The organism is Motiliproteus sp. MSK22-1 (genome assembly GCF_001968815.1).
In the GTDB taxonomy this organism is placed as follows: Bacteria; Pseudomonadota; Gammaproteobacteria; order Pseudomonadales; family Balneatricaceae; genus Motiliproteus.
Genome location: NZ_MIEQ01000024.1, coordinates 157397 through 183518 on the forward strand (window position 1 = coordinate 157397; position 26122 = coordinate 183518).

The 26122-nt window shown below is 46.3% G+C and carries 24 protein-coding genes and 1 pseudogene; 14 read left to right on the plus strand and 11 right to left on the minus strand.

Annotation, left to right across the window (positions count from 1 at the left end):
* Positions 1 to 7: 7 nt before the first annotated feature.
* Complete coding sequence (locus BGP75_RS05285) at positions 8 to 550, plus strand: cupin domain-containing protein (protein ID WP_076716142.1); 543 nt, start codon at positions 8 to 10, stop codon at positions 548 to 550.
* 218 nt (positions 551 to 768) lie between these two features.
* On the opposite strand, the gene gabT is transcribed toward BGP75_RS05285, so the two are convergent.
* Together gabT and BGP75_RS05295 are read right to left on the minus strand one after the other, a co-directional pair.
* Positions 769 to 2046 carry a 4-aminobutyrate--2-oxoglutarate transaminase gene (gene gabT / locus BGP75_RS05290; protein ID WP_076716145.1) on the minus strand — a complete coding sequence of 426 codons (1278 nt, stop codon included), beginning with the start codon at positions 2044 to 2046 and terminating at the stop codon, positions 769 to 771.
* 86 nt (positions 2047 to 2132) lie between these two features.
* On the minus strand, positions 2133 to 3620 hold the full coding sequence (locus BGP75_RS05295) for an NAD-dependent succinate-semialdehyde dehydrogenase (RefSeq protein ID WP_076716148.1): 1488 nt from the start codon (positions 3618 to 3620) through the stop codon (positions 2133 to 2135).
* A 186-nt stretch (positions 3621 to 3806) separates the two neighbouring features.
* Here BGP75_RS05295 and BGP75_RS05300 point away from each other — a divergent pair, with 186 nt between their 5' ends.
* Positions 3807 to 4739 carry a LysR family transcriptional regulator gene (locus tag BGP75_RS05300; RefSeq protein ID WP_076716150.1) on the plus strand — a complete coding sequence of 311 codons (933 nt, stop codon included), beginning with the start codon at positions 3807 to 3809 and terminating at the stop codon, positions 4737 to 4739.
* 47 nt (positions 4740 to 4786) lie between these two features.
* Here the strand turns inward: BGP75_RS05300 and BGP75_RS05305 are convergent, their stop codons facing one another.
* A complete protein-coding gene (locus BGP75_RS05305) occupies positions 4787 to 6082 on the minus strand; it encodes a cell wall metabolism sensor histidine kinase WalK (RefSeq protein WP_076716153.1) in 1296 nt (431 codons plus the stop codon).
* Complete coding sequence (locus BGP75_RS05310) at positions 6072 to 6758, minus strand: response regulator transcription factor (RefSeq protein WP_076716155.1); 687 nt, start codon at positions 6756 to 6758, stop codon at positions 6072 to 6074. Before BGP75_RS05310 ends, BGP75_RS05305 begins: the two co-directional genes overlap by 11 nt.
* Positions 6759 to 7033: 275 nt before the next feature.
* Between BGP75_RS05310 and BGP75_RS05315 the strand changes: the two genes are divergently transcribed.
* Positions 7034 to 7591, plus strand: a complete 558-nt coding sequence (locus tag BGP75_RS05315; protein WP_076716158.1) for a Spy/CpxP family protein refolding chaperone — start codon at positions 7034 to 7036, stop codon at positions 7589 to 7591.
* Between the two features lie 168 nt (positions 7592 to 7759).
* Positions 7760 to 9226, plus strand: a complete 1467-nt coding sequence (locus BGP75_RS05320; RefSeq protein WP_083704637.1) for an amidohydrolase family protein — start codon at positions 7760 to 7762, stop codon at positions 9224 to 9226.
* A gap of 224 nt (positions 9227 to 9450) precedes the next feature.
* On the opposite strand, the gene BGP75_RS05325 is transcribed toward BGP75_RS05320, so the two are convergent.
* Entirely contained in the window at positions 9451 to 9945 is a 495-nt protein-coding gene (locus BGP75_RS05325; RefSeq protein WP_076716160.1) for a MarR family winged helix-turn-helix transcriptional regulator, read from the minus strand.
* A gap of 253 nt (positions 9946 to 10198) precedes the next feature.
* On the opposite strand from BGP75_RS05325, the gene BGP75_RS05330 reads away from it, so the two are divergent.
* Positions 10199 to 11239: a DMT family transporter gene (locus BGP75_RS05330; RefSeq protein ID WP_158070066.1), complete on the plus strand. Its 1041-nt coding sequence runs from the start codon at positions 10199 to 10201 to the stop codon at positions 11237 to 11239.
* 145 nt (positions 11240 to 11384) lie between these two features.
* Here the strand turns inward: BGP75_RS05330 and yghU are convergent, their stop codons facing one another.
* Positions 11385 to 12251: a glutathione-dependent disulfide-bond oxidoreductase gene (yghU, locus tag BGP75_RS05335; protein WP_369832103.1), complete on the minus strand. Its 867-nt coding sequence runs from the start codon at positions 12249 to 12251 to the stop codon at positions 11385 to 11387.
* A gap of 389 nt (positions 12252 to 12640) precedes the next feature.
* On the opposite strand from yghU, the gene BGP75_RS05340 reads away from it, so the two are divergent.
* Positions 12641 to 13222 carry a TetR/AcrR family transcriptional regulator gene (locus tag BGP75_RS05340; protein WP_076716168.1) on the plus strand — a complete coding sequence of 194 codons (582 nt, stop codon included), beginning with the start codon at positions 12641 to 12643 and terminating at the stop codon, positions 13220 to 13222.
* Between the two features lie 86 nt (positions 13223 to 13308).
* Here the strand turns inward: BGP75_RS05340 and BGP75_RS05345 are convergent, their stop codons facing one another.
* Positions 13309 to 13887 (minus strand): HD domain-containing protein, encoded by a 579-nt coding sequence (locus tag BGP75_RS05345; RefSeq protein WP_076716170.1) that lies wholly within the window; start codon positions 13885 to 13887, stop codon positions 13309 to 13311.
* Between the two features lie 89 nt (positions 13888 to 13976).
* The gene (locus tag BGP75_RS05350) at positions 13977 to 14792 is read right to left on the minus strand and encodes a phosphodiesterase (RefSeq protein ID WP_076716173.1); all 816 of its coding nucleotides are present in this window, start codon (positions 14790 to 14792) and stop codon (positions 13977 to 13979) included.
* Between the two features lie 188 nt (positions 14793 to 14980).
* Between BGP75_RS05350 and BGP75_RS05355 the strand changes: the two genes are divergently transcribed.
* The 6 genes and pseudogenes from BGP75_RS05355 (at position 14981) to BGP75_RS05375 (ending at position 19070) form a co-directional block, all read left to right on the plus strand.
* Positions 14981 to 16480 (plus strand): PLP-dependent aminotransferase family protein, encoded by a 1500-nt coding sequence (locus BGP75_RS05355; protein WP_076716176.1) that lies wholly within the window; start codon positions 14981 to 14983, stop codon positions 16478 to 16480.
* A 215-nt stretch (positions 16481 to 16695) separates the two neighbouring features.
* Complete coding sequence (locus BGP75_RS05360) at positions 16696 to 17394, plus strand: DUF3592 domain-containing protein (protein ID WP_076716179.1); 699 nt, start codon at positions 16696 to 16698, stop codon at positions 17392 to 17394.
* An 18-nt stretch (positions 17395 to 17412) separates the two neighbouring features.
* Positions 17413 to 17514, plus strand: a pseudogene (locus tag BGP75_RS27360) (DUF6500 family protein); the annotation flags it as partial.
* A 10-nt stretch (positions 17515 to 17524) separates the two neighbouring features.
* Positions 17525 to 17857 carry a hypothetical protein gene (locus BGP75_RS05365; protein WP_076716181.1) on the plus strand — a complete coding sequence of 111 codons (333 nt, stop codon included), beginning with the start codon at positions 17525 to 17527 and terminating at the stop codon, positions 17855 to 17857.
* Between the two features lie 108 nt (positions 17858 to 17965).
* On the plus strand, positions 17966 to 18148 hold the full coding sequence (locus BGP75_RS05370; RefSeq protein ID WP_076716184.1) for a hypothetical protein: 183 nt from the start codon (positions 17966 to 17968) through the stop codon (positions 18146 to 18148).
* The gene (locus tag BGP75_RS05375; RefSeq protein WP_076716187.1) at positions 18141 to 19070 is read left to right on the plus strand and encodes a LysR family transcriptional regulator; all 930 of its coding nucleotides are present in this window, start codon (positions 18141 to 18143) and stop codon (positions 19068 to 19070) included. Before BGP75_RS05370 ends, BGP75_RS05375 begins: the two co-directional genes overlap by 8 nt.
* A gap of 137 nt (positions 19071 to 19207) precedes the next feature.
* Here BGP75_RS05375 and BGP75_RS05380 read toward each other — a convergent pair whose 3' ends face one another.
* The gene (locus BGP75_RS05380; RefSeq protein ID WP_076716190.1) at positions 19208 to 19771 is read right to left on the minus strand and encodes a DUF1097 domain-containing protein; all 564 of its coding nucleotides are present in this window, start codon (positions 19769 to 19771) and stop codon (positions 19208 to 19210) included.
* Between the two features lie 46 nt (positions 19772 to 19817).
* Complete coding sequence (locus BGP75_RS05385; protein ID WP_076716193.1) at positions 19818 to 20915, minus strand: alkene reductase; 1098 nt, start codon at positions 20913 to 20915, stop codon at positions 19818 to 19820.
* Between the two features lie 323 nt (positions 20916 to 21238).
* On the opposite strand from BGP75_RS05385, the gene BGP75_RS05390 reads away from it, so the two are divergent.
* Together BGP75_RS05390 and BGP75_RS05395 are read left to right on the plus strand one after the other, a co-directional pair.
* Complete coding sequence (locus BGP75_RS05390) at positions 21239 to 22123, plus strand: delta-class carbonic anhydrase (protein ID WP_143820988.1); 885 nt, start codon at positions 21239 to 21241, stop codon at positions 22121 to 22123.
* Positions 22124 to 22433: 310 nt separating this feature from the next.
* Positions 22434 to 24617 carry an alkaline phosphatase family protein gene (locus BGP75_RS05395; RefSeq protein WP_076716196.1) on the plus strand — a complete coding sequence of 728 codons (2184 nt, stop codon included), beginning with the start codon at positions 22434 to 22436 and terminating at the stop codon, positions 24615 to 24617.
* A 156-nt stretch (positions 24618 to 24773) separates the two neighbouring features.
* Here BGP75_RS05395 and BGP75_RS05400 read toward each other — a convergent pair whose 3' ends face one another.
* A complete protein-coding gene (locus BGP75_RS05400; RefSeq protein ID WP_076716199.1) occupies positions 24774 to 25802 on the minus strand; it encodes a deoxyribonuclease II family protein in 1029 nt (342 codons plus the stop codon).
* Positions 25803 to 26122: the final 320 nt, after the last annotated feature.

Here is a 26122-nt window from a genome sequence, read left to right on the forward strand (position 1 = left end):
GAACGTTGTGGAAGTAGGGGATAGGCTTAAAAGAATCCGTCAGATCTATGGGCTTTCTCAACGAGAACTGGCTAAGCGGGTTGGGCTGACCAATAGTACTATTTCTATGATTGAGCGCAATGCTGTCAGTCCTTCAGTGGCTTCGTTAAAAAAAATTCTCAGTGGCATTCCCATGACGGTTACAGAGTTTTTCACAGCCGATATTGAGGGTAAACATCAGGTTGTTTATCGGGCAGATGAACTGATCGATATGGGTGGCGACGGCGTGGTCTGGAAGTTGGTCGGCAGTCCTGATCAGAAACGAACGCTTGCCTTCTTGATTGAATCCTATGATCCAGGGGCTGATACCGGCACTGAATTAATGGAGCACGAAGGTGAAGAGGCTGGTACTGTGATTGAGGGAAAGATAGAGATTACGGTAGGGGGGGAGGTTTATGTGCTTGAAGAAGGTGATAGTTACACTTTTTCTACCAAGATTCCTCATCGCTTTCGGAATCGATCAAAAAAGATCTGCCGAATAGTCAGTGCCCATACCCCACCATCATTTTGATTGTCTTGCTCTGTTTTGCTTTCAATAACGCAGTTGCTCCCTCTGATAAGTTAAGGTTACTTATAGACGTATGCTGATAAAAACTGTCATGGGGATGAGTTCAAACCAGCTGACTGAGATATATTGTTGAATATCATCCAGAGTTATTGACAGGATCAAATAAAGAGACCGGTGATAAACCGGTCTTTGGAGTCTAAAGCAGCGTTGCAGTTAAACGACTAAATAAGATTATCCATTGTTTTTTCGAGCAATTTCATACTCTCTTCAATTAATGCATCGGAAATAGTGAGGGCGGGTAAAAAGCGGATGACATTGCCGCGAATACCGCAGGAAAGCAAAATCAAACCATTTCGCGATGCTTCGGCTACCATGGCTTTGGTCAACTCGGGGTCTGGCTTGTTGGCGTCGCTTTCATGCACCAGTTCCATTGCGATCATGGCACCCAGGTTGCGTATGTCGCCGATCTTGCTCGGGTATTTGGACTGCAATGCCTTAAGGTGAGATAGGATATTTTCACCGATTTCATTGGCACGTTGGCAAAGGTTCTCTTCTTCGATAACTTCCAGTACAGCCAGTGCTGCTGCACAGCCGATGGGTGAGCCGCCATAGGTACCACCGAGGCCTCCTGGTAAGGGCGCATCCATAATCTCCGCTTTGCCCACCACCGCCGCAATAGGAAAGCCTCCTGCAATTCCCTTGGCCATCGTCATCAGGTCTGGTTCAATTCCAGCGTATTCACTGGCAAACATTTTTCCGGTACGTGCGAAGCCGGTCTGGATTTCGTCACAGATCAGTAAAATTCCATGTTGGTCGCAGAGTTTCCGTAATGCCTGCATAAACTCTGGTGGCGCCGGGTAGAATCCACCTTCGCCCTGAACCGGTTCGATAATTATTGCAGCAACACGTGCGGGATCAATGTCGACGGTGAACAGGGTATTCAAAGCCTGTAATGAATCCTCTGTTGAGATTCCGTGATAGCTGTTTGGAAAAGGCGCGTGAAAAATCTCTCCGGGAAAGGGGCCGAAGCCTGCCTTGTAAGGAGTGACTTTACCGGTCAGCCCCATGGTCAGGTTGGTTCTGCCGTGAAATCCGCCGTTGAAGGCAATGACTCCGGGGCGTCCCGTGTGGGCGCGAGCAATTTTGACGCAGTTTTCCACAGCTTCAGCACCGGTGGTAACAAAGATTGCTTTTTTAGGTGTATTTCCCGGAGCCGCAGCATTGAGTTTTTCGGCCAGTTCAACCGCGCTGGCATAGGGGGTTACCATGACACAGGTGTGACTGAATTTTTCTAATTGTGACTGGGCGGCAGCCTGTACTTTGGGGTGGTTATGACCGGTATTTACGACAGCAATACCACTCCCTAAATCGATATAGCGATTGCCTTCTACATCCCATAGCTCGGCGTTTCGAGCTTTCTCAATGTAAGCATGGGTCATGGTACCCTGCCCACGGGCAAAGGCCTGATCTTTACGCTGTTGCAGAGAAGAGTTATTCATACGTATGCCTCTTTGCTTAACGAACCCGGTTTAAAGGGGTCCTGTGCTTTGTTTTTTACCGGTAGCCGGTCCCTGATATCAGCTTTTCAGTTAATGCCTCCCATGCACAGGTATTTGATTTCAATAAAGTCATCAATACCGTACTTGGATCCCTCGCGACCGATACCGGATTCTTTAACTCCACCGAAAGGGGCTAGCTCTGTGGAGATAATCCCTTCATTGATACCTACCATGCCATACTCCAGTTGCTCTGAGACACGCCACACACGGCCAATGTCTCTGGCGTAGAAGTATGCGGCCAGGCCAAAAGGAGTGTCGTTGGCGATCTGAATAGCCTGCTCTTCGGTGCTGAAGCGAAAGACGGTTGCTACAGGCCCGAAGATCTCCTCACTGGCAATCTCCATGGAAGCTGTCACTCCTGTCAAAATGGCGGGAGCGTAAAAGTTACCACCTGGTTCTGTTGCGCTATCCTGAGAAGGAGTCGCCTCATTGTTTTTCTGATAAAGGGTAGCGCCTTCTTCGATGGCATTAGTGACCAGCTTCTGTACCTTATTAACGGCTTTGTTATTGATCAGAGGTCCGGTGGTTACGCCGTCGTCAAAACCATCTCCCACCTTCAGTTGGCTGACAGCGTCGGCTAATTTTTCGACAAAGCGATCATGAATCTGGTCCTGAACCAGAATCCGGTTGGTGCAGACACAGGTCTGTCCAGCGTTGCGAAACTTGGATGCCATAAGGCCGGAGATTGCTGCATCCAGATCGGCATCATCAAAGACAATAAAAGGAGCATTTCCACCCAGTTCCAGAGAAACCTTTTTAACCGTATCAGCACATTGTTTCATCAACAGTTTGCCGACGGGAGTCGAACCGGTAAATGAGAGTTTGCGCACGCGGTTGTCATCACACAGGGTCTTACCTACTGTTGCTGAGTCCTTAGTAGTCACTATATTGAATACACCGGCTGGGAAGCCTGCTCGTTCGGCCAGTTCTGCCAGTGCCAGGGCGGATAACGGGGTATCTTCTCCTGGCTTGACGACGACTGTGCAGCCGGCGGCTAATGCCGGAGCTACTTTGCGGGTGATCATGGCTATCGGAAAGTTCCAGGGAGTAATAGCTGCTACAACGCCGATGGGTTGCTTTATTGTGATCAGTCGCTTATCTGTGCCGTGGGCCGGAATCACATCTCCGTAAATCCTTTTGGCTTCTTCAGCAAACCATTCTACAAAGGAGGCACCGTAGATTACCTCGCCTTTAGCTTCAGCCAGTGGTTTTCCTTGTTCGCTGGTCATGATTCGAGCCAAATCTTGCTGATTTTCAATGATCAGGTTGTACCAGTTTCGCAGAATGCTGGCCCGTTCTTTTGCTGTTAACCGTTGCCAGGCCGGAAGTGCTTTAGCGGCCGCATCAATGGCGGTTGTCGTTTCTTTGGCTCCCATATCGGGAACCTCAGCTATATGTGTCTGAGTGCTTGGATTGGTGACCGAAAGCGTATTCCCTGAGGACGCGTCTGCCCATTCTCCATTGATATAAGCTTGTTGTTTAAACAGCGATTGATCTTTGATTGTTAATGTCATCGTTCTGCCCTTTAGGTTGTCGCTATTCCAGGTGTTGAGGTTTTTTCACTCAGATAATCGTAGCAGTGGCTTAAGTCGCGCAAATTCGGCGATGCTAATAAGGCTACTATCTGTGATAAGCAATGTATGATAAATAGTATTGTGTCGTTGTTTACATTGATGGTTGTAAAACATTAAGAGAGCCTTATGAAAAAGGAACTGGCGGTTAAGCTCGGGCAAGTGGCAGACTATGAAATCCGACTCCTGAAAATATTCAAAATAGTAGTCGAATGTGGAGGTTTTGCCGCAGCAGAGACGGAGCTGAATGTAGGTCGTTCCACCATCAGCATACATATCGCCAATCTGGAAAAACGGCTTAATTTGAAGCTTTGCCGTCGAGGACGAGCGGGCTTTTCGCTGACAGAGGAGGGGGCTATCGTTTATGAGCTGATGAAAGAGCTTTTTTCCTCTCTGGAAACCTTCCGTGCTGGTGTTAATGCTCTGCATGTTGAATTGACTGGTGAATTGAAGATTATTGCCAGCGACACTATCTGTATGGACCCACAATCAGCAATCCCTGAGGCGATCGCCAGATTTTCCATTGAAGCCCCAGACGTGAAATTACTGCTGGATGTTAAAGCAATGGCTGATATTGAAAGAATGGTACTTAATGATGAGGCAGATATTGGCTTCATTCCTTTCCATCGGCGATTTGACGGTTTGAATTACACTCCCTTGTATTTGGATGAGTGTCATCTTTATTGCAGCAACAGTCACCCACTATTTCAATGCGCTGATGGTGCGGATATTGAACAGAGAGTACAAAAAAGTAAAGTTGTTCACGCAGGGGTACAGACTTCTCCTGAGGTGGGTGAGCAATTGGCGGGTATGGATAAAGCTGCGGTCTCTTATTTTTATGAAGCCCGTATGGCAATGATTCTGTCTGGTGCCTATATAGGATTTATGCCGGATAAGTATGTCCGGGAGTATGTGGTTTCGGGAACCCTGAAGGCTCTGATGCCGGATACCAAGCATTATTCTCTGGGGATTGCTGCCATTACTCGCAGCCATGGAAGAGCGAATCGCCCCAGAGATCTTTTTCTTGAAATTATCCGAGCACTCCATGAGAGCGCTGCTTAGGGAGCCAGCAAATACACTAAGGGCTCCCATTCTATTGTCGCTGACGATTAGTCTCTGGGCAGTAACACTGTAACGGTTGTGCCCCGATTCAGTTCACTGTGGATTTCCAGATTACCTTGGTGGGCTTTTGCTATTTGTAATGACAGATAGAGCCCCAGACCAAAGCCTCCTGTATTACGCTGTCTTGACTCATCGGCTCGATATAAGGGTTGCATTACTTGTTTAAGTACCGCGTCGGACATCCCTTCACCCTGGTCAATTATCTGGATCAGGTTGTGGCTATCAGATTGGCCTGGTCGGACTTCGATGGACTGCTGTTTCTCTGAATGTCGCAGGGCATTATCGATCAGGTTTTTTATCAGTAGTTTCAGTCTTGCAACATCAGCAGAAATCAGGATAGAGTTTGGCGACGGGAGCAACCAGATTCGGCTTTGTTGCTTTGGATAGTTCTGATCAATCAAATCGGTCATCCAGTCATTCAGCTCTAGGGTTTCTTTGTGTAATACAACGTGACGTGTATTTAAGCGCTCCGCCTCGATCAGTGTACCAATTAATTCATTCATGCTGTCCAGGTCTTCTTTGATGCTGGTTTGAAGCCCTGAATCCTCAATCATCTCGACTGCGACCCCACAGCGGGTTAATGGTGTCCTTAACTCGTGACTGATGGCAAGCAGCAACTGTCTTTTCGCTTCTAACAGTTGCTCTAAATCACAGGCCATCCTGTTGATATCATGGGTTAATTGACCAAGCTCGTCGGTTCGTTTTGATTCGATACGAAAATCGAGCTCTCCTGCACCGATTCGCGCAGCGCCGGCACGAATCTGTTTAATAGGTCTGAACAGGCGCCTGACGGAATAAAAAATTAAAAACAGTACGGCAATGATAACGATCAGGTAGTATAAACCGCGTTTTGAGCGAAGGTCCTGATAATTAAACCCAGGGGTTACGAAGGTGTATTGATAGCCATTTTTTTCAATCTTGGCTATTTTCAGTCCACGACGGGTTGAGACCTGAATGTCGGCATCGTCCAGGGTTATATAGTGGAACTGTTCCACTGCTGCGAAATCCGGGTGAGTATTCCATTGCAGATTTTCACTGGAAATTTGAATATCAATGGCAAGATTGTTACTGATTTCTCGTGCTCTGGTCAGGTCAGGAGGGACACCGATATCCTTAATCAGGTAATCCAGATATTCAGCTAAATGCTTGGTATAGCTGTTATCCGTTTCCTTGGAGTCAAAGATCAGATGGCCGAGCCCAAAAAGCAGCGCCATCAATAAGATGGCAGCAACAAATATTGCCAGCAGACGGGTGAAAATCGACTGGATAAATCTAGTCAACATCGATTGATACCAGACAATAACCACTGCCCCAGACGGTTTTTATACAACTGCCATAGCTGCATTGATTGAGTTTTGCTCGCAGGCGACTAACCAGGGTATCTACAGCACGAGTGTACAGGTCTGCGTCCACTCCTTTTAAACCATTCAATATATCATCACGACTGAATACTTTACCGGGTTGGCTCACCAGTAATTCCAGTAGACGATATTCCAGCGTTGTTAACACAACGGGTGTTCCGGAAACTTCTACTTGCTGTGAAGTCGGGTGGATTTGAATTTTTTCAAATATCAATACATCCTGTTTGCGAACTGTGCTGGTGACTCTGCGTAAAATGGTCTGTATGCGCGCAACTAACTCTCTTGGTTCAAAGGGTTTAGGGAGATAGTCGTCAGCACCCAGCTCCAGGCCTACGACCTTATCTGCTAATTCTCCGCGGGCGGTTAGCATGATAATGGGAATGTCAGAACTTTGGCGAATTTTCTTGCAAGCTTCAAAACCGTTAAATTCGGGGAGCATCACATCCAGCAGCAGTAAATTGAATTCTTCTTGTTGAAGCATTCGTATCCCGTTGCTCGGGGATAGGCAATGAACCAGCTGAATCTCGTATTGTTGAAAATAGCGATTCAGTAACTCTCCCAGCTTTTGGTCATCATCAATCAGCAGCAATTTTGTCATTCAATCTCTCGGTTTATTCTGTGTCCGCAGTTCGTCGTACTAAATCTTTTCTATACCAGTCTCATTGCGATTCTGACTCACAACCTAAAAGATCCACAATCTGGCACGTATTCACCAAGGCTCTGAGTATAGCGGGAATGGCGGAGGTTTTACTCACCGTTGAAAGATTGTCACACAATGTCACAAACCGACACAGGGCTGAAAACTCTGTTTATCAATTCTTTTCTACCATGGAGTTCGTAACTTCAGTTTTCATTAAAAGATAGAGGTTTGTTATGGCTGATAATAATGAAAAAACCGATGTAAAGGACGATCCAGATCAGCACTCTCCAGGGGATCATTCCCATTCGGATTCTCACTGTCACAGAACAAAACATAGCTGTCGAAGAAGATCAAAGCTGGCACGATTTATTGGTTGGTCGATATTTCTGGCCGTCATTGCAGCTATTGTCATGTTTATCGCGTTCTGTTTCCGCTCTGCTGACGGGCATATGCACTGGATGATCGAAAAAATTGAAGATCGATATGAGCTGAATGAAGAGCAAACCGCACAGTTAATGGTCATGGGAGATGTGCTGCTTATAGCAAGGGACCAGCTTCAAAGCCAACGGACAGAAAGAGTCGAACAGATTGCAGACATTTTTGCTGCTGAATCGTTTGATTCAGAAAAGAGTCTTGCGGCCTGGAAGGAAATTAATCATTCATTGAATGAACAGGTGGAGTTGTTTGTCGCGGAAACCGCTAAATTCCATGCACTTTTAACCCCTGAACAACGTATGGAAATGGCCGACAAATTACGTAAATTAAAATACCGTCGTTGGGGTCGGCACTAAGATTACTTTTGATAATCGGTCTCTGGTTGCTCTGAAAGCCAGAGACCGAATGGGCTTGTCATCGGTCCCATAACCAGAAGCCACTGAAGTGCTGCTCATTTTTATGGCTTCAGATCAAAGATAAGACAATTTTTATTCAAGGTTCAGATAAATGCATGGAGCCATCTTATGAAGGTCAAATCTTTCAGTTTGATCATTACATTAGTCTTGTGGCAATCGTTGGCTGCAGCTCAGGATTTACTGATTGAGCAAGCTACGGTTATCAATCCTTATACTCTGACACTGAATAAGCAAGACGTATTATTGCGGGATGACCGTATCATTAATGTTGCTGATCATATTTCGCCCCTGGAAGCTGTGAGACGGATCAACGGCAGCGGGAAATTTCTGATTCCGGGATTAACTGACAGCCATGTTCATCTTTCGATGGTTCCCGGTATTGGCATCATTGATCTAACCTCTTCGGCAAAGCAGTCTGATCTGCAACTAGCCTTCACAAAGCAGGCACCAAGAAGCTATTTATACTTTGGAGTCACTCAGGTTCTTGATTTAGTTGCCTCGCCGGAAAGCTTAGAGCTGACTCTGAAGCAACCTCTGCATCCAGATGTCTTCCATTGTGGTGCAGTGCCAACGGTTAATGGCTACCCACTGGTTTTTTCTGAGTTATTCTCTCTGGACTTCTTTCCATATTTTGTAGCGGAAACCTCTGCTCAGGTGCCTGCTGGATACGATCCAGCGCTGCATTCTCCTGAAGCCGCAATTACACGAATAAAGAAAGACGGTGGTCGTTGTGTCAAGGTATTTGTGGAGAATGGTTTTGGTGATCAATCCCACTGGCCGATGCCATCTTCAGCATTGCTTCAGAGAATACAGGCAGCGGCGGAAAGAGAAGGTTTGCCGATTTATGCTCATGCTAATGCCGTTGACATGCAGAAAATAGCGATTGACCTGGGGGTTGACGTGTTGGCCCATGGTATGTGGAACTGGAACCAGTACACCAATAACCCGGGTTTACCGGAAGATATAAGATATCTTCTTGATCAGGTTGTTGAACAGGGAGTCGCATTCCAGCCAACCACACGTGTTGTCGGGGGTGTTCGAGATTTGTTTGACCGTACTGTACTGGATGATTTATTGATGAAAAAGGTGGTTCCTGGTGAACTGTTGTCCTGGTATCGGACGGAAGATGCGCAGTGGTTTCGTGAAGAAGTGCGTCATGACGGTTTAGATAATCTTCCTGATAACATTATTCGTAATTTATTTGAACGACGGCCTATCAGCCAGGGGAGAAGGGTTATCAAATACCTTACGGATAAAGGCCATCCGTTGCTGTTAGCCAGCGATACGCCTGGTAATCCCAGTTATGCGAACCAACCCGGACTTAATAGTTTCCTTGAATTACGAGGTATGCAACAAGCGGGTGTTGCTCTGGGGGCTATTCTTCAAGCTGCCACCATTAATAATGCACGAGTAATGGGCGTGGAAGATGATTATGGCTCCGTTTCATCAGGAAAAATTGCCAACTTATTGCTGTTAGACAAAAACCCTCTCGAAACAGTGGAAGCCTATAACAGTATCAGTCAGATCATACTGAAAGGTGAAGTGATCGAGCGGGAAACACTTCGCGCACGTTGAGCGGTTAGTCCAGTATTTTTGTGGGTATAAAAGAGGGCTTAAACGGAACGCACAGCAAAGCTTATCTGAGAAAAAGTTACTCTGATCGTTGTTAGTTTCCAGTTACAGGGGGGAGCCCCCCTGTAGCCGGTATCTAAGAGTTGTCTGAATACTCCTCAGTCAAGAGTCCATCAGGTTTTAAAGATTGTCGTTTCGTTGCTGAAAGTCAGTTTATATTGCCAGATTTACTGTGGCTTCGAGAGTGCTTCTGTCATTTTCCCTAAAAGCGTCTTCAGCATTTTTTGCTCCTCTTGGGAGAGACATTCAAGGGCTTTATTCTGAGTGGCCACATGTTTAGGCAGTATTTCTTCAATCAAGGCTTTTCCTTCGTCGGATAGCACCACCATCATCGCCCGCCGGTCCGTTGAATGAGGCTTTCGGTTAATCAACCCTGCTTTTTGTAAACGATCCAAACGTGCTGTCATACCTCCAGAGCTTATCATTGTTGAGTTATAGAGTTCTGTCGGCATCAATGCAAAGGGCTCTCCGGCACGGCGGAGCGTGGCGAGTACGTCGAACTCACCGGGCTTGAGGCCGTGGTCGGCAAAGTTCGGTGCCATATGATCCTTCATCAGAATATGAGCCAACTCGGACAGTCGGCCAATAATCAACATGGACTGCACGTCCAATTCAGGGATTTCTTTCGCCCATTGTGAGGCGGCGGTTTGTGCGCGGTCCATTTTTTCTCCATCAACATAAGAATCTCTGACTATCAAAATCCGATCGGACTGACACCCAGAGTCAGCAGGTCTCTTGGTTCGAACCTCTGAGTGAAAAATACCCTAAAAAAGCAAGCCTTTAAACCAAGAATCTCGAAACAGACAATCTTACTGAAAAATATCTTTTATAAATGATTCTTGACACAAAGTATCTTTGCATTAAGATAAATATCAAGTTTTGATGATCAGTATTGTTTTACTCGGAGATAACCTGATGAGTGCTAGAGCTTTGACAGCAAATAATCCAATGCCGAGTGCTTCGAAAAAGGCTGGCAGACAATGGCAGGCGTTGATATTACTGCTGATGGTTGGGTTGCTGCTTGGAACCGCCACTATTTTTCCCAAACTGGCTCCCTTATACGGTTGGCCACCTGTTGCACTTTTATTGTGGTCTATGTTGGGTGGTGGGCTGCTTCAGGGAGTTTCACTGTTTTTAGCAAAGAATCGACTAAATCTGTCTCGATCAGTCATTGCCTACATGACGATATCCGGTTTTTTATATGCTGTGCCTAACCTAATAACCTATGGGGCAGTCCAGCACGTGGGAGCAGGTTTTATGGCGCTGTGCTTCGCTTTTACGCTGGTGGTAACCTACAGTTTTTCTCTTATATTGAAGATGGAGAAACCCAATGTTCTGCGAATAGCCGGAGTGGTTATCGGTTTACTGGGGGCAGTTGTATTAGCTACAGATGGAGGGATTTTTAGCGGTCAGATCAATAAGTGGATTTTTATTGCAATGAGCACACCGTTTATTATCAGCGTTGCAAATATCTACCGTACCCTTTCCTGGCCTGACCAGACCGGTTCCGGGCAGCTATCATCAGGAATGATGGTTTTTGGTGCGTTAACGGTTAGTATTGTAACTCTGTCGGCTGATATAGATGTGGCTCCTGAGGTCTGGACACCCGGGGCGACACTGCTGTTAGCCTCGCAAATCCTGATATTTGCCATTCTCTATAACCTCTACTTTCGGTTGCAAAAATTGGCTGGGCCCGTTTATCTCAGTCAAATTGGTTCAGTTGCTGCTGTGGTTGGAGTTTTTTTAGCCTGGTTACTCGTTAATGAAGTTCCAAGTATTATGAAGCTGGCAGCCACCGTTATGATTGTTGGTGGAGTGTTCTGTGTCAGCAGAATGCCTAAGGCACCTTCGAGTAAGTCGAGTATGGACTCGACTGACAGGATTTCCAGTAGCTGTGACTCAATAGCTGATAGTCATCGGGCTTTAAATCCGGTAACAAGAACAACCACTGGATAAATCAGACTAAACAGTCAAGTTTATAACCGGCTAAAACAGGGCCTCTAACGGAAGGGCAGGGATAGGGTTGGCATCAGTTTATACTGACAATTTGACTATTTCCCTGCTCTCTATATGAGCTGATCCCTGTACCCGTTGGTACTTTTTAGCACTCAGGCTTTAATTGAAGTACTTTATCTATATCCGCTGCTGTATGGCGCTCCTGAACTATTTCCCAAGGTTCTCCCCAGCTTCGATTCACAATTCGTCCGCGCTGTACTGCCGGACGTTGCAATACTTCTTCAGCCCAGCGAAGGACATTTTGGTAGCTATTTGCATCCAGGAATTCAGCCGCTTCATACAGGGTTCCAAGTACCAGATTTCCATACCAGGGCCAGATAGCAATATCCGCAATGCTGTATTCCTTACCTGCAATAAATCGATTTGAGGCCAGTTGCTTATCCAGCAGGTCCAGCTGACGCTTTACTTCCATAGTAAAACGGTTAATTGCATATTCAATTTTTACTGGCGCGTAAGCGTAGAAGTGGCCAAAACCACCACCCAGATATGGAGCTGATCCCTGCAACCAAAACAACCAGTTAAGTGCTTCAGTACGCTCAGCCAGTTGTGTTGGCAATAGGTGGTTAAATTTTTCTGCCAGATACAGCAAAATGGCACCTGACTCAAAAACCCTGACAGGCTTTTCGCCTGAACAGTCGAGCAGCGCTGGAATTTTGGAGTTTGGGTTAATATCCACAAACCCTGTAGAAAACTGATCCCCTTCTCCAATCTGAATGAGGTAAGCGTCGTATTCAGCACCTGATTCGCTTAATGCCAACAGCTCCTCAAGCATGATGGTTACTTTTTGACCATTCGGCGTGCCCATTGAATACAGTTGGAGTGGGTGATTTCCTTTAGGTAGCGTTACTTCATGGGTCGCTCCAGCAACAGGACGATTTGTCTTTGCCCAGGTACCGCCGCTTTCGCTATCATATGTCCAGACGCTTGGTGTAACGTAGTCGTTCATCATCATTCCTCATTAAAATGCACAGATAGCACCCACTTTGCACAGCTGTTTTCCCTTGTTGCTCCAAGGCAAATCCAGGCGGGGTACATTATCCCGATAAATCGTTCTTCTCCCGAGTTTGTTACTTAGTCCAATCCGGTTCAGCTCCCCGCAGATCAAATATTGCTCCGAATCTCTTTAAATTCCGGTGATTTTTAAACCGGCTGCTTTTTTCCGATGGTCTCTCAAGGGGGCTGGAGACCATCCAACGGTTATTATCATTAGAGTTTTCCCTGCCTGTTAAACGGCTTCTCTCTGATTGAACGATCGTTCAAAAAGACTATCCTAACTGGACCTGAACGATCGTTCAAGATAAAATTGAGCGATCGTTCAAATTGAGTTTTTGAGAGTGCTCTATGGTTAAAACTGCAAAGCACAACCGTCAGGAGGTAATTCAAAAGGCCACCGACCTTTTCTGGGAAAAAGGTTTCCACGCAACTTCTATGCGCAATCTTCAAGATTTTGTTGATATGCGGCCCGGCAGTATTTACGCCAGTTTTGGAAGTAAAGAGGGGTTATTCAAAGAGGTACTGAAGTGTTATGCCAATGCCAGTGCTGCACGATTAGAGGCTTGTATTGAGGCCTCTTCATCACCACTCGAAGCACTGAGAACCTTCTTTAACCTGGCTGTTATTGATTGCCGTGAACCTTCATCGGGCGGTATGTGTATGCTGGTTAAGACAATCTCTGAACTCACTGATGAGAATGCGGATCTGCAGATTGAAGCAAAGCAGCTATTAGGCATCGTTGAGGATGGATTTGCAGTTTTACTTGATCAGGCTAGTGCATGTGGAGAGCTTGATAGCTCAAAAGATCCGAGACGATTAGCGCGTTTTTTGCAAATGCAATTGATGGGGATTCGGGCCTATGCGCTGGCTAATGATGAAACTGAACAGGTTAATGAATTAATCGAAGACGTTTTTTCCAGTTTGCGGTAATCTCAACGCTCTACTGCTGAACCCCGATTGGCTTTATCCTCTGCACCTCTTTCCCGTCGATATCTGAAATATTTGAGAGAATGTCTCTATTTAAGGATTCCATTTTCAACTGCTTGTTCTAGTTTTTGTTCCAGTGAATCCCAAAGTGCTTCGCTGCCCTTGGCTATGCGCTTGTTAACAGAAAGAACCATTTCTTTGGAGATATTGTTCTCCTTCCAGCTATGCCCGTTCCCATGCAGGTTATGCAATAGAGGAGGGACTCTGTCGATGGCTTTGGCATACTTCGCATCTGCCGTTTCACCGGCTTCGAATTCGTACCAGAGGGCCATATATTCTTCTGATTCACCTTTAGGAAGTATGTCTAGAATTCGCTTAAGACCATCAGCTTCCTGGGATTTTAGCTCCTTAGTTTCACTTGCGTAGATAATTGTATCTCCGGCATCTATCTCGCCCAGGTCGTGTATCAGCAGCATTTTTATAACGCGGTCAATATTGATCTCTTGATTGGCATAGTCCTTGAGCATCAATGCTGAAAGGCAAACATGCCAGCTATGTTCAGCAGAGTTTTCATAGCGATCAAGGCCCACAGGGCGGGTTTTTCGCTCAACATCTTTGAGTTTTTCTATTTCTACAATGAACTTTAAGATCTGTTCCATTGAATTCATTATAGGCTCCTAGATAAAGATTCCAGATGGTGTCCATTGTAGAACCTTTACTGAATGGTTGAAATAAAGTCCTGCGACACAGGTTTTCACTAACTCGGCGGTAACGGGACTCCTTCACTCAGGCCTCGGGGGTGATGTCCGATAAAACAGAGGTGGGAGATCAGGCCGGTTTCTTCCTGCCAATTGAACAGCCGATAGACCGAAGGTTCGAATACCGGGTCCAGGTCATCAACATCCTTAAGCATCAGATCATAAGAAAACGCGCTGCTGCCCGTTATAAAAAGTACAGTTCTGTGCCAGCTAATCACCACATCCCGATGAACGTGCCCACAGGCGACTCCCTTAACTTGTGGGTGCTGTTCTATTATTTTTCCAAGCGTTTCGCCGTTTGTGCACATCATCCGATCTACATAGGGGCTGCCAATTTTATTGGGTGGATGGTGAAGAAAGACCAGTGCAGGGATCTCGGGTTGTTGAGCTAATTGTTCGTCCACCCACTTCAAACGTTCATCGCACAAAAGGCCTGTATGAGTACCTGGATTAAGGCTATCCAGCGCAATGATACGCATGGAATACTGCTCAAGGGTGTAGTTAAGAAAAGGGCTGTTGGTTTGTAAATACTGATGTTCCGCAAAAATCTTCCGTAACTGTTGCCGGTGATCGTGATTACCGGGCACGATGTAGTAGGGCATCGTTAGTGTGTCCAGTACCTTTTTGGCTCGAAGATAATCATCTGGGTGGCCGTGGTTAGAAATATCTCCAGTTACCATAACGATTGTTGGTAGATTCTCTGAGTGATTAATTTCATTCACCGCATCTACCAATCGGTCGAGTAAATCGATAGGTCCGGATGTCGTTTCTATGACCCGTCCTACGTGCAGATCTGTAATTTGCGCTATTAGCACGCTACCTCCAGTGAGATTTTATTCTATGTTACAGAATTGTCGAAAGTACTCGCTTTGAGCATTCTTCAGATAGCAGTTAAGAATACTAGCTCTTTTTTGGTTCTGGCTTTACAGCCATATTTGTCAGTATAGTAAGTCCAATTTTTACAGCACCTTAACTGATTTACCCGACTGAAGAGGCCATATGTATGTCGAAGCAATCCCGGGGTGCCCTGTTGGCAATGATCAATTTGGATGCTGAATCTAATGTGCCAAAGTTTCGCCAGCTTGGTTCTCAGATTCGACAAGCCATTCTCAAAGAAGAGTTGGTCCCCGGGAGTCGGCTTCCATCTACAAGAGAGTTGGCGCGTGAGTTAAGTATTTCACGCTTAACGGTCCAAAATACTTATGAGCAACTCATTTCTGAAGGATACCTGGAAGCCTCCGTCGGCTCGGGCAGTTTTGTAAAGCCTATACGTTCTAATGATCAACAACCGAGGCGGCCGAGTAATAATCAAGAACAAGGTGTGATACAGAACAACTGCACACTGTCCAGGCGCAGTCAACGGTTGAGTGCGAGTCCCAAGATTGATCATCAGGTGCCCCGCGCATTTGACGGCAGTATTCCCGCACTTGATCGATTCCCCATTAAGGTGTGGAATAAAATATATAGCAGACACTGTCGCCGGGCCCAGCGAGAGTTACTTTGCTATGGAGATTCAGCCGGATACTACCCGTTACGTCAGTCCATCGCTGACTATCTGAGGGATGCCCGAGGAGTCCACTGTAGTCCTGAACAAGTTCTGGTGGTTAGCGGTGCTCAGCAGGCTTTTTGTTTATCGACCTGGGCCTTGTTAGATCCAGGCGAACCTGCCTGGGTTGAAGATCCGGGACACATTTCTGGCCGCGATGCGTTATTTGGCGCAGGTGCAAAGCTGGTTCCGGTTCCGGTGGATGAAGAGGGGATAAGTATACAGGAGGGCGTAAGGCGCGAAACAAGTCCCAAATTGATTATGGTGACTCCTTCTCACCAGCACCCGCTGGGCACTACAACCAGTTTGTCCCGACGGCTTGACCTGTTGGACTTTGCCAACAAAGCGGGTTCGTGGCTTATTGAGGATGACTACGACAGTGAGTTTCGATTTGTGGGTCGTCCGCTGGCTGCCATGCAGGGGATTGATCCTTACCAGCAAGTGATCTATGTGGGGACTTTCAGTAAGGTATTGTTTCCTTCATTAAGGCTTGCCTATGTCGTGGTTCCCAAAGCTCTAATCAATACATTCACGGCAGTAAACGGAGTGCTTGATCGCGCGGCGCCAACGTTACCTCAGGCCGTGTTAAGCGACTTTATCGATGAAGGCCATTTTACTCAACATATCCGTCGAATGAGGAACCTCTATGCTGAGCGGCAGCAGTCTCTGTTGGAAGTACTGGCAGCTGAGCTCGGGGATTTGTTGCGTCCTGAAGCAACAGACTCCGGGATGCACTTGATGGCATGGCTCCCGGAATGTCTGGATGATAAAAAGGTATCAGCGGCGGCGGCTCAAAAGGGTGTGGATGTACAGCCCTTGTCTATCTATTGTGTTAAGGAATCCCGGCCGCCTGGTTTATTGCTGGGGTTCAGTTGTATTGGTCAGGATGACATGACCTCAGCAGCCAGAATTCTAGCTGTGGTTATCCGGGAACAGTTGGCAGCTTTATCTGGCTGAGATAACCCCTGAGAAAGTCCGGTTAGCGGAACATAGACGATGATGCTTAGCTAGATTGTTGATTTATAATTACTTTAGATGGATTATAGCTAGCGTATGATTCAATAAATAAATGGATGATAGTGAGGGAATCTACGAACAGGTCCATTGTTCCTTTGCCGCAAGGCTTGCTCGGAACATAATGGACTTTTCGCAGCTTTCTTTAAGGAGTTGGTATGAAAGCTGTTTCAATAATAAAGTATGTTTTCACCCTGATTGGCCTTGGTATGTTGGTTGGGGCATTCTTCTTGTATCAGAGTACAAATGAATTCTTAAAAGATGCTTTAACAACGGAGGGTACCGTTGTTGAGCTGATTCGCTCAAGGTCAACGGACTCTACGACCTATCGGCCTGTTGTCAGGTTTATAACCCGGGGCGGTTCAGCCGTTGAATTTACCTCATCAGCAGGGAGCAATCCGCCAAGTTACTCTACGGGCGAGACGGTTGAAGTCTTGTTTCATGAGTCATCCCCTGAAAATGCCAAAATAAATGGATTCTTTTCCCTCTGGGGTGGTGCCGTTATTTTAGGGGGGATGGGGGCAGTGTTCTTTCTAGTCGGACTTTCAATACTTTTATTTAAAAGACGACATAAACATAAAATTGAGCAGCTGCAAAAGACCGGGGTGCCGATCAAAGCGAAGTTTATCAGTGTTGATCGAAACAGGTCTGTCAGAGTTAACGGTCGTAGTCCCTATAAAATCTGTGCCCAATGGAAAAACCCGGCAACATCAGAGATACATATATTTGAGAGTGAAAATATCTGGTTTGATCCGACAAATCATATCAATGTTGAAGAACTAACGGTTTTAATTGAAAGAAGTAATCCCAAAAAGTATCACGTTGATATCTCTTTTTTGCCTAAGGTTGCATCCTGAAGGTATAAAGATAACCCTGAGCTTCTGATGGAAGTCGCTGAATGGTGGATTATGACCCATACACTGGACCATTTTGAAAAAGCCATCAAAATCAAAAAAATAGTATCTGAGCTGGAGTAGGCCTGTTCCTGTGAGCTGCAAATCAATAGGTGTTTTGGTCAGCAGGGTTAGCCTGATAGTGGCGATAACTGCCTATGTCCTAAGTATTGCACCTTTTACTCCGGCTATTTTTCTTTCAGTTTTAGCTTTCTTTGGCGCCATACTTGGAGTACGTTCCGGTGCTTATCGTACAGCAACATTAACTGTATATGTGGTGGGCGCTACGTTCCTGGTAAGTCCATCCTTCAGGTGGGCTGAGCAGTATGTGGATCTGCTGTATCTCATTTCAGGCCTGGCGGTATTTGGAATAGCTCTTGCTGTAGCATTGTACCGTCGATATCAGAGAGCGATGAAAGATAACTGAGTAAACTGGATTTGTGATGATTATGCTGTAAATGCTGGATTATCCGGTCAGAGTATAGTTATGGGACGCACATTGATGGTAAATGCTTTCCTTGCGGATGGTTGATAAATGGCTCCTTTCGGCGATGAACTTCGCTTGTATACTGGTAAGAGTTACTATGCGGTTTGGCCAAGTCATGCAGGACGGCATGGGGTGAAAGGAGAATTTCTGGATTGGTTAGTGTCTCAGGACCGCACTTGCAGAAGCGTTGGTCAAATCAGTGCAACACCTTCGGTACTAAGTAATGATTGACCGCATATCTGACTTAAGGCTGTTCAAACGTATTGTGGAGCTGGGGTCGATGACGGCAGCAGCCCATGAGCTTGGTCTTTCGACAGCGACAATCTCGAATCGTCTTGCTGCCCTGGAACAGTCGATGAGTACCCAGTTAATAAACCGGACAACCAGAAAACAGAAGATTACCAGTTCTGGATCACGCCTTTTTGAACTTGCTAACCGAGTGCTGGCAGAAGTCGATGACTTTGCTGATGAGGTTTCCTGTACCGAAAGGGGCGTTTCTGGCTCTCTAAGAGTTTCTGCACCGCTTGATTTAGGGCACACTCACATCGCACCGGCAGTGGAGTGTTTTCTTAACGAGAATCCATCTCTGCGTATTTCTTTGTGGCTCACCGACGATGTCGTTGATCTGACTGAAAAGGGTGTTGATATTGCGATAAGGTATGGACGGTTGCAGGACAGCTCCCTCAGGCTTCGGCGGATTGCAACAAACCGGCGGATACCGGTAGCTTCGCCAGATTACCTGGCTCGTATGGGGGAACCCAGAACTCCCTGGGAACTGGAAAGCCATAACTGTATGGTTCTTTCGAATGAGGGGAATTGTTTTGACCAATGGTCGTTTACCATCAATGATTTACAACAGAGTGTACGCGTGTCGGGAGATCGAGATTCCAGTGATGCCGAGTTGCTCAGGCACTGGGCAGTGGCTGGAAAAGGAATTGCGCTGAAATCAGCCTGGGATGTGGTTGATGACGTAATTAATGGCCGGCTTACCCCCTTGCTTGTTGACTACTGTCCAAAGAGTGTTGATTTGCAACTATTACTACCCTCTGGCAGCCATATGACACATCGAGTAAGAGCTTTCAGTGATTTTCTGGTTAACTGGCTTAAAGAGGTTGATCGTTCACTGAACAAGGCGAAGGGGTTAAAGAGTTAAAAAAGGTTCGAGTGGCTAAAAGATTCGTGGTATTTCAACGACGAGGTTGGGAACCCGTGAATAAGTCCATTGTGTTCTCTAACCGGTCTGAAAGCCAGAAGCCGAATGGACTTGCTTATAGGTTCCCTTGTCTTCAGTTATTCAATTTCCCAGCGGACATGCCATTGAGAAAGGCCCATTCGGTCCAGCCATACGAGTAAAGAAACCGTACACCAACCTATTGCCAGGCCAAATATAATGGGGAAGAGCAAGTCAGTAACAATACTGTCCAGATGCTGATGGGCCATGCCCAAATCAATGAATGCAAACCTGAAAACAGTGCCTATATACACCGCGGGTATAAAGGAGGCCCAACTGTTCTCAAGTCGCATTGTTAATGTAATCACAGCGGCGACCAGAAAGACTGAGGATGGCACGATATATTGGGATAGCCACTCAGCTGTAAAATAGCCGGGCAGCCATTCAATATACAAAAGTGCACCCTGTGCCAGCGCTATACCGTAAATGAACGCCGCCAGAGCCCCGAACCCTTCCTTAGAGCTGCCACCGTGTAAAAAGTACAAAGCCCAGCTAAGGAACGCCAACCAGATTGTCCAGTCCATATAGGCGCAAATCCAGGCAGTGATAAAGGTCATGCATCCAACAGCGATTGCTATCGGTAAAATACTGATAACTTTCCTAGTTGCTTTTTCGATATTCACTTTCGACTCCTGTTATTTTTATATTTTCTGCTGCCGATTTGACGAACTATTCGTGATTCATTGGCAGGTAGTCGGTATAGCCTTCTTTACCACCGCCAAACAAAGTTTCCGGATTAAAGTCAGCCAGTGGTAATTGATGTTTTAGGCGATTGGGCAAATCCGGGTTTGCAACGAACGGACGACCGAAGGCAACCAGATCAGCATAACCCTGCTTGAGTATGTTTTCTGCCCGCTCACGGTCATAACGTCCCGCCACGATTATTGCGCCGCTAAAGGCTTCACGAAACTGCTTTCGGAAGGAATCCGGTATGGTTGGGGCATCATCCCAATCTGCTTCTGATAAATGCAGGTATGCGATATCCAGAGCATTCAGTTGTTTAGCCGCCAGAAGAATCGTAGGTATAATTTCGGGGCAGGCCATATCCTTAAAAGTCACGTAAGGAGATAAACGAACTCCTACCCGGTGTGGGCCAATTTTATTGGCAACGGCAGTAGAGACTTCCGTTAGAAAACGGACTCTGTTTTCGATTGATCCCCCGTATTGGTCAGTGCGTATATTGCTGTTTGTGCGCAGAAACTGATCGATCAGATAGCCGTTGGCTCCATGAATTTCAACCCCGTCAAAGCCTGCGCTGATTGCATTTTCTGCCGCTCTAACAAAGTCTTGAATGACGCCATCGATTTCATCCGTTTCAAGTGCTCTTGGAGTCTCACAGTCAATAAATTCGGGCTTACCGAATTGATCAATAATGTAAACCTGAGTGCCGCTGGGTTTTATTGCAGACGGGGCTACGGGTTGCTGGTTATCCTGTTGCAAGGATGGGTGTGAGACCCGGCCCACGTGCCAAAGTTGCAGAAAAATCTTACCCTCATGTTGGTGGACTGCTTTGGTAACTTTTTGCCATCCTTTGATCTGATCCGCAGAGTGTATGCCTGGAGTCAGGGCGTAGCCCTTGCCTTGCTCTGAGATCTGAGTCGCCTCGGTAATCTGCAGTCCTGCTGTAGCTCGTTGAGCATAGTAGGTGGCATTGAGCTCCGTTGGCACGTCTCCCGGTTGTTGGGTTCGAGATCGGGTCATGGGTGCCAGGACAACTCGGTTATTCAGCTCTAGCGAGTTCATGTTAAGTGCTTTGAAGAGTTCCATTGCTTTACGCCTGTGTTTTGGTTTCGCGTTAAGCATTTCATGGAAGATGTATTTTGATAATATCAATTTATCCTAAATATCTTTTTAGAATTCCAAAAGAGTTCAATCTGTTCATTTAACAAAGCACCGTCAGGAAAAGCGTCACCAGATTCATTTTCACGCTTATCGCCTACCGTTGCAGGAATCCAATTCCCTTATCCCCTGCATCATGTTAGGTTTTCACTGCGGTAATTTTCATTAGGATGTTTGCAAATAAGATTGTTAGGTTCTGTGCGAACCTAAGGGGCTTGTTCGCGGGCCTTATCACAGGGATTAAATTAATTATGAAAAAAACAATTATTACTACAGCTATTACTATCGCGACATCTGCACTACTGGCGGCGCCTGTTTTTGCAAAGGATAATACTCAAAAGCACCATGAGGGTCATGAGCCTGTTGCTGATAGCGTTATTGCAAAACAACGTATGGCGCTTGCAAATAATACCAAGGGGAAAGGTTTCGGCCCCCAGTCTCCACGTGATATAGATTTAAAAGACGGTAACAACAACCGGCTATTCAACGCTGCTCCCGCCTATACTCAAATGAATCTGTGTAATATTCATTTCCACAAGAATGCGGAGCATAAAGGTGGTGAGTTCACTGCTTATGCCGGGAATGGTGATGGACATGGCTACCAAAGCGGCTATAAGTATTCCGGTAAATTGAGCAAAGCAGAAATGGCTTCAGTTGACCATGATATTTGTCCGAGTAAACACGGTAATCTCTATCCTGGTGATACGATTGAGGTGCACTACGTACATTCTACTGCTCAGATAGAACCAGGCCCAACGTTAAACTCATGTCTGAGTGATTCAATCATAAACCCTCAGCTACGTGTTGAGACACAGGTTTATGTGTTGGTAAACGATAAGAATGCTCTCGATTTTGCTGAGCTGACCAAACATGCCAAGAAAAACGGTTTACATCAGGCGTTGAATATTCCTGATAACACGGGCAATCCCGTTCAGTACAATGGCTCAACCACGGGACCGGGCTATAACGAAGAAGGATCTCCGCTCCAGGTTTCATGGAGTGTTCGACCCAAAGTTGCTAAAGCGAACATTGTCTCAGTCGGCAAGTGGTGTGAAGGCAACACATTTAACGAAGATCATGCTCACGGTGTAAGAAATTTAGTTAAGAACCCTGATCTTCTCTCTGAGATTATGTAATCAACGTATTCTCATCAACCTGTTTGCCATCAACAACAGCCGATAGAAGCTTTTCTCTATTGAGTTAAGCTTCTGGTTTTTTTTTCTGCCGATTATCGTCATTATGGTGACTATCTCTTGCTGGAACCCGGTAATAAATAGGTCGTGCACTTAAAACGCTAACTTGTTATAAAGCCATGGTTTCTCTCGGACTTTTTTTGTGGGGCAGCACCTTATATAGCAACCATATATCACCTAACTACAGGGTTTAACTGATAAGAAACAGCCAGTCCTGGTCAGGCCCTTAATACTATAAAAGATGAGTGGCTTTATGAGATCGAATTTTCAGAAAACATCATCCTACGATTTTTTAATCAGCCGGAATCAACATGATGATTCCTATTGTCTTTACCGGTTTGATCCTGATGCTGAGGAGCTGTTCAGTTTGCTTCCGTTGAGTGCGGATGCATCCTTTGACCACTCCTATCAAATAGCTCAGGTGGGAGGCTACCTTCTACAGTGGAGCCCGCTGTGCGAACAGGATGGTAAACCCAGCTACCATTTCAATCTCTTGACTTTCAATCCGAATTCACCCGATCCCTTGAATGGTAAGATTCTTCAGAGCGGTTACTGGGAAAAGAAAAAATTCTGGGGCTATCGGGATTATTACAGCAGCAACCCTGATGAAGGCCAGAATCTGGACCTTATTCCGATGTCCAGTTTTGTCCTGAATATGATCCCAGCAAAGGGCCGTGGGACCTACGAACTCTGGAATTTTGATCCGCAGCCCAACTTGCCAGGTAATGCTGATCCAATCCCGTATCCCTATACCGGGCAGGGTGGTTTCCCGCTTATCAAGGAAGGTCATACTCTGATTCCTATTGGTAACTACGTCCTGGATAGGCTGCCAGACCGGAAACGTTTTCGATTGTGGAGCTTCGATCCGCAACTGCATCCTGCTCTATCGCTCCCCGCTGTGCAGGAAGGTTACTGGGATGAGATCGACGAGCGGCATGAATTAACCGCTATTGGCGATCATATACTGGACTGGAATCCTGAAGAGGGGACTTATCGGCTCTGGAGGTTTGACCCCAACCATGCTGATGTACTGATTGATCCTATTCGGGAAGGTAAGCTACCGGCTGGCATCGGCACTGATACCAAGCTGACAGGCTATCAACCTCGTATCCCTGTGCAAAAGCAACAGGCAGACAGGCCTGGTAGTACTGACTTTATGCGCTCAAAGATCAGGCATGTCGTCTATTACATGGTGGAAAGTCGCTCATTTGATAACGTCTGTGGCTGGCTGTACGAAAAGGGGGATAGAGACTGTCATTACATAGGCTCGCAAGAGCCCTTTGACGGGGCAAGCTTTGAGAATTTTAACTTCGATAGGGACCGTAAGGTTCATGTCAGCCAGTTCAAAGACGGTAAGCTTAGTGATCAGTGGAATCTTATTGCGCTTGATCAGGACCCCTTCCACGATACAACGGATAATTTACAGCAAATGTTTGCGGAACCTCCCGGTTATTGGGGACGTGCCAAGCCGGACATGGGAGGATTTATTCTCAACAATGCCAATCCTCAGGTGATGGAAACCTTCAGTCCTGAGCAGTTACCAGTGCTAAATGGTCTTGCTCGCCATTTCGGAATCTCCGATCGCTGGTTTTGCTCTATTCCGGGGGGCACCGATGTTAATCGCGCTTTTTCCGTTACCGGCTCTGCCTTTAACAAGCTTGGCACCTGGGAAGGAGGTAATGCCTATAAGTACTGGCCAGATTCACCTCATCGTCAGTCGATCTGGAAAGTGCTCTGGAGTCAGGGAATTACCGATTGGAAAATTTATAATTCAGTACTTTGGGAAGACTATATCTTCACTTATCAGCTTTATCTCAAAGGGCAAATTCCCACCGTAGATGCCAATCCAACTGAGTTTATGGCTGATATTGAACAATTCAAGAAAGATGCTCTGGACGGCAATCTGCCAGCTTTCAGCTATCTTGAACCAGCCTGGATTGCTCCTGCTGGTGCCACCTCATATCATCCTGGCGGCGATCTGGTGCCAGCAGAAACGGCTCTTAATGAGATTTATGAGGCCATAAAAAATGGCCCGGGTTGGGATGAGACATTACTGGTTGTCACCTTTGATAAAAATAATGGTATCTACGACCATGTGTCACCACCCTATGCTAAAAAACCCTGGCCTAATGATCTGAATAACGGCTTTGCCTACGACCTGATGGGACCAAGGGTTCCGACGATAATGGTCTCTCCCTGGATTAAGGAACAGTCTGTATTCAGAGCTGAAGGAGATGTTCCCTTTGACTCCACCTCGTTTGCTGCCACCCTGCTGGAATGGTTCGGGGTTCCAAAACCATTGTGGGGTCTTGGCGATCGTATGGATATAGCGCCTACCTTTGAACGGGTTTTCCAGGCATCTGAACCACGAAAGACAGCTCCAACCTTAACGCCGCCGTACGACAAGTCTTTTCCTAAAGAAAGTAACAATGCTTAGGATCTGAGCCTGTTACCGGTCTTTATTTAACGACCGCTGTTTGTTGTGGAACTTGCGAACATAATGGACTTATTCGAAGGTTCCTTAGGCGTCATTCAGTAGGGCCAGTGTGTAGAATGGCATCAACAGATATTATTCTGCACACCGGATTTCACCTTAACAGGAGACGGTGGGGTTTGGCTTATGTAGCTGCTCTTCGGCGTTTCTCAATGCTTGCCATAACTGGCTGTCCTGAAAGCACAGGCTTGCACCGCCGCGCTTTTCCTGAGAAACCATTCGATTAATATCGGCAATACAGACCCAGGGTAACGTATTTACGTTGTTTTTCAGGGCGACCGCCCATTTCGCATGATCCTTGGTGTAGTGCCATTGATAGCTTAGGTCAGGAGCTAACTTAAAATCCAGGGTGAGGATATCTTCATCGTAGCTACTGGAGCGATCATCTTTTAAGGGCGTCACCTTGCCCCTTCTCCAAGTCTCAACGACGAGGTCGCACTTCAGTTCGGGAGACACCAGATCCAACCAAAAATCTTCTCCCCATTTTCGGCTCTTTGCGATGAGAGAGAAGGCTTTTCCGCCTTTGGACTTAAACTTCAAGGTCGATGGTTTCGTTGATTCACTCTCCTCAGCACCATGGAATAACAATGAAAGGGGCTCTTCATCCTGTAAGGAAGAGGGAAGACGTGAGCTTTCCGTCAGAATTTGTGGGTTCTGTTGGCTTAGCATCTGCCGGGCGATTTGATTGGCCGTTTGGTAATCGGGTAAGGAAATACAGATAAATGTCTGGCCGTAGATTTTTTCGTCGTCAGGAAGAGTGAATTCCTTGTTGGCGGGAAAGCGTGGGGTTGAGTGCAGTAGAAGAAGCGCTGAATCACTGCTCTTATCAAAGGCCAGAATACCTTTGCAGTGCCCCTTTCCGGACTTGTTTGCTTCCTGGTCAACGTGCTCGTCATTGTAAACAAGATAGCCCGTACTTTCCGGGGCATTAAAAATTCCTTTCAGAGTATGACTCAATGCCTGGTTGCTTTTGTCTAGCCCCGTTGGTGATAGTTCCAATGCTCCAACATCCGGATCAAAGTATAAGAAGTCGAACCCTTCGTTAGTCTCGCTTCCTGTATGCTCCGGGGTTTTATAAATAAACCACCAATCGACAGGTTTTCCCTGTTGGTTTTTTACTTCTATCATTAGATAGAATTCTCCATGCTAATTTAGATTCCTAAAAAGCAGCTTTTCAAGTACTGCCCTTGCCGAATAGGGAATACTTGGAATTTAAAATGCTTATTGACCGGGTTTACGTTCAGTTTGTTCTGTCTACTTACCCCTTTGGTTCGCTAATTCTAGACCGCTTCTATTAACCCGGTGGGCTAATACGTTTACGATGCGTAGCGGATAGCCGGATGCTCGAAGTACTTCGCCACTCTCTTTGGCTTTTTCTGCAACATCCGCATATGGCCCAGCACTTTACCTGCCAAGTCCGATTGATTTCTTGCTGGTGATGCACTGCG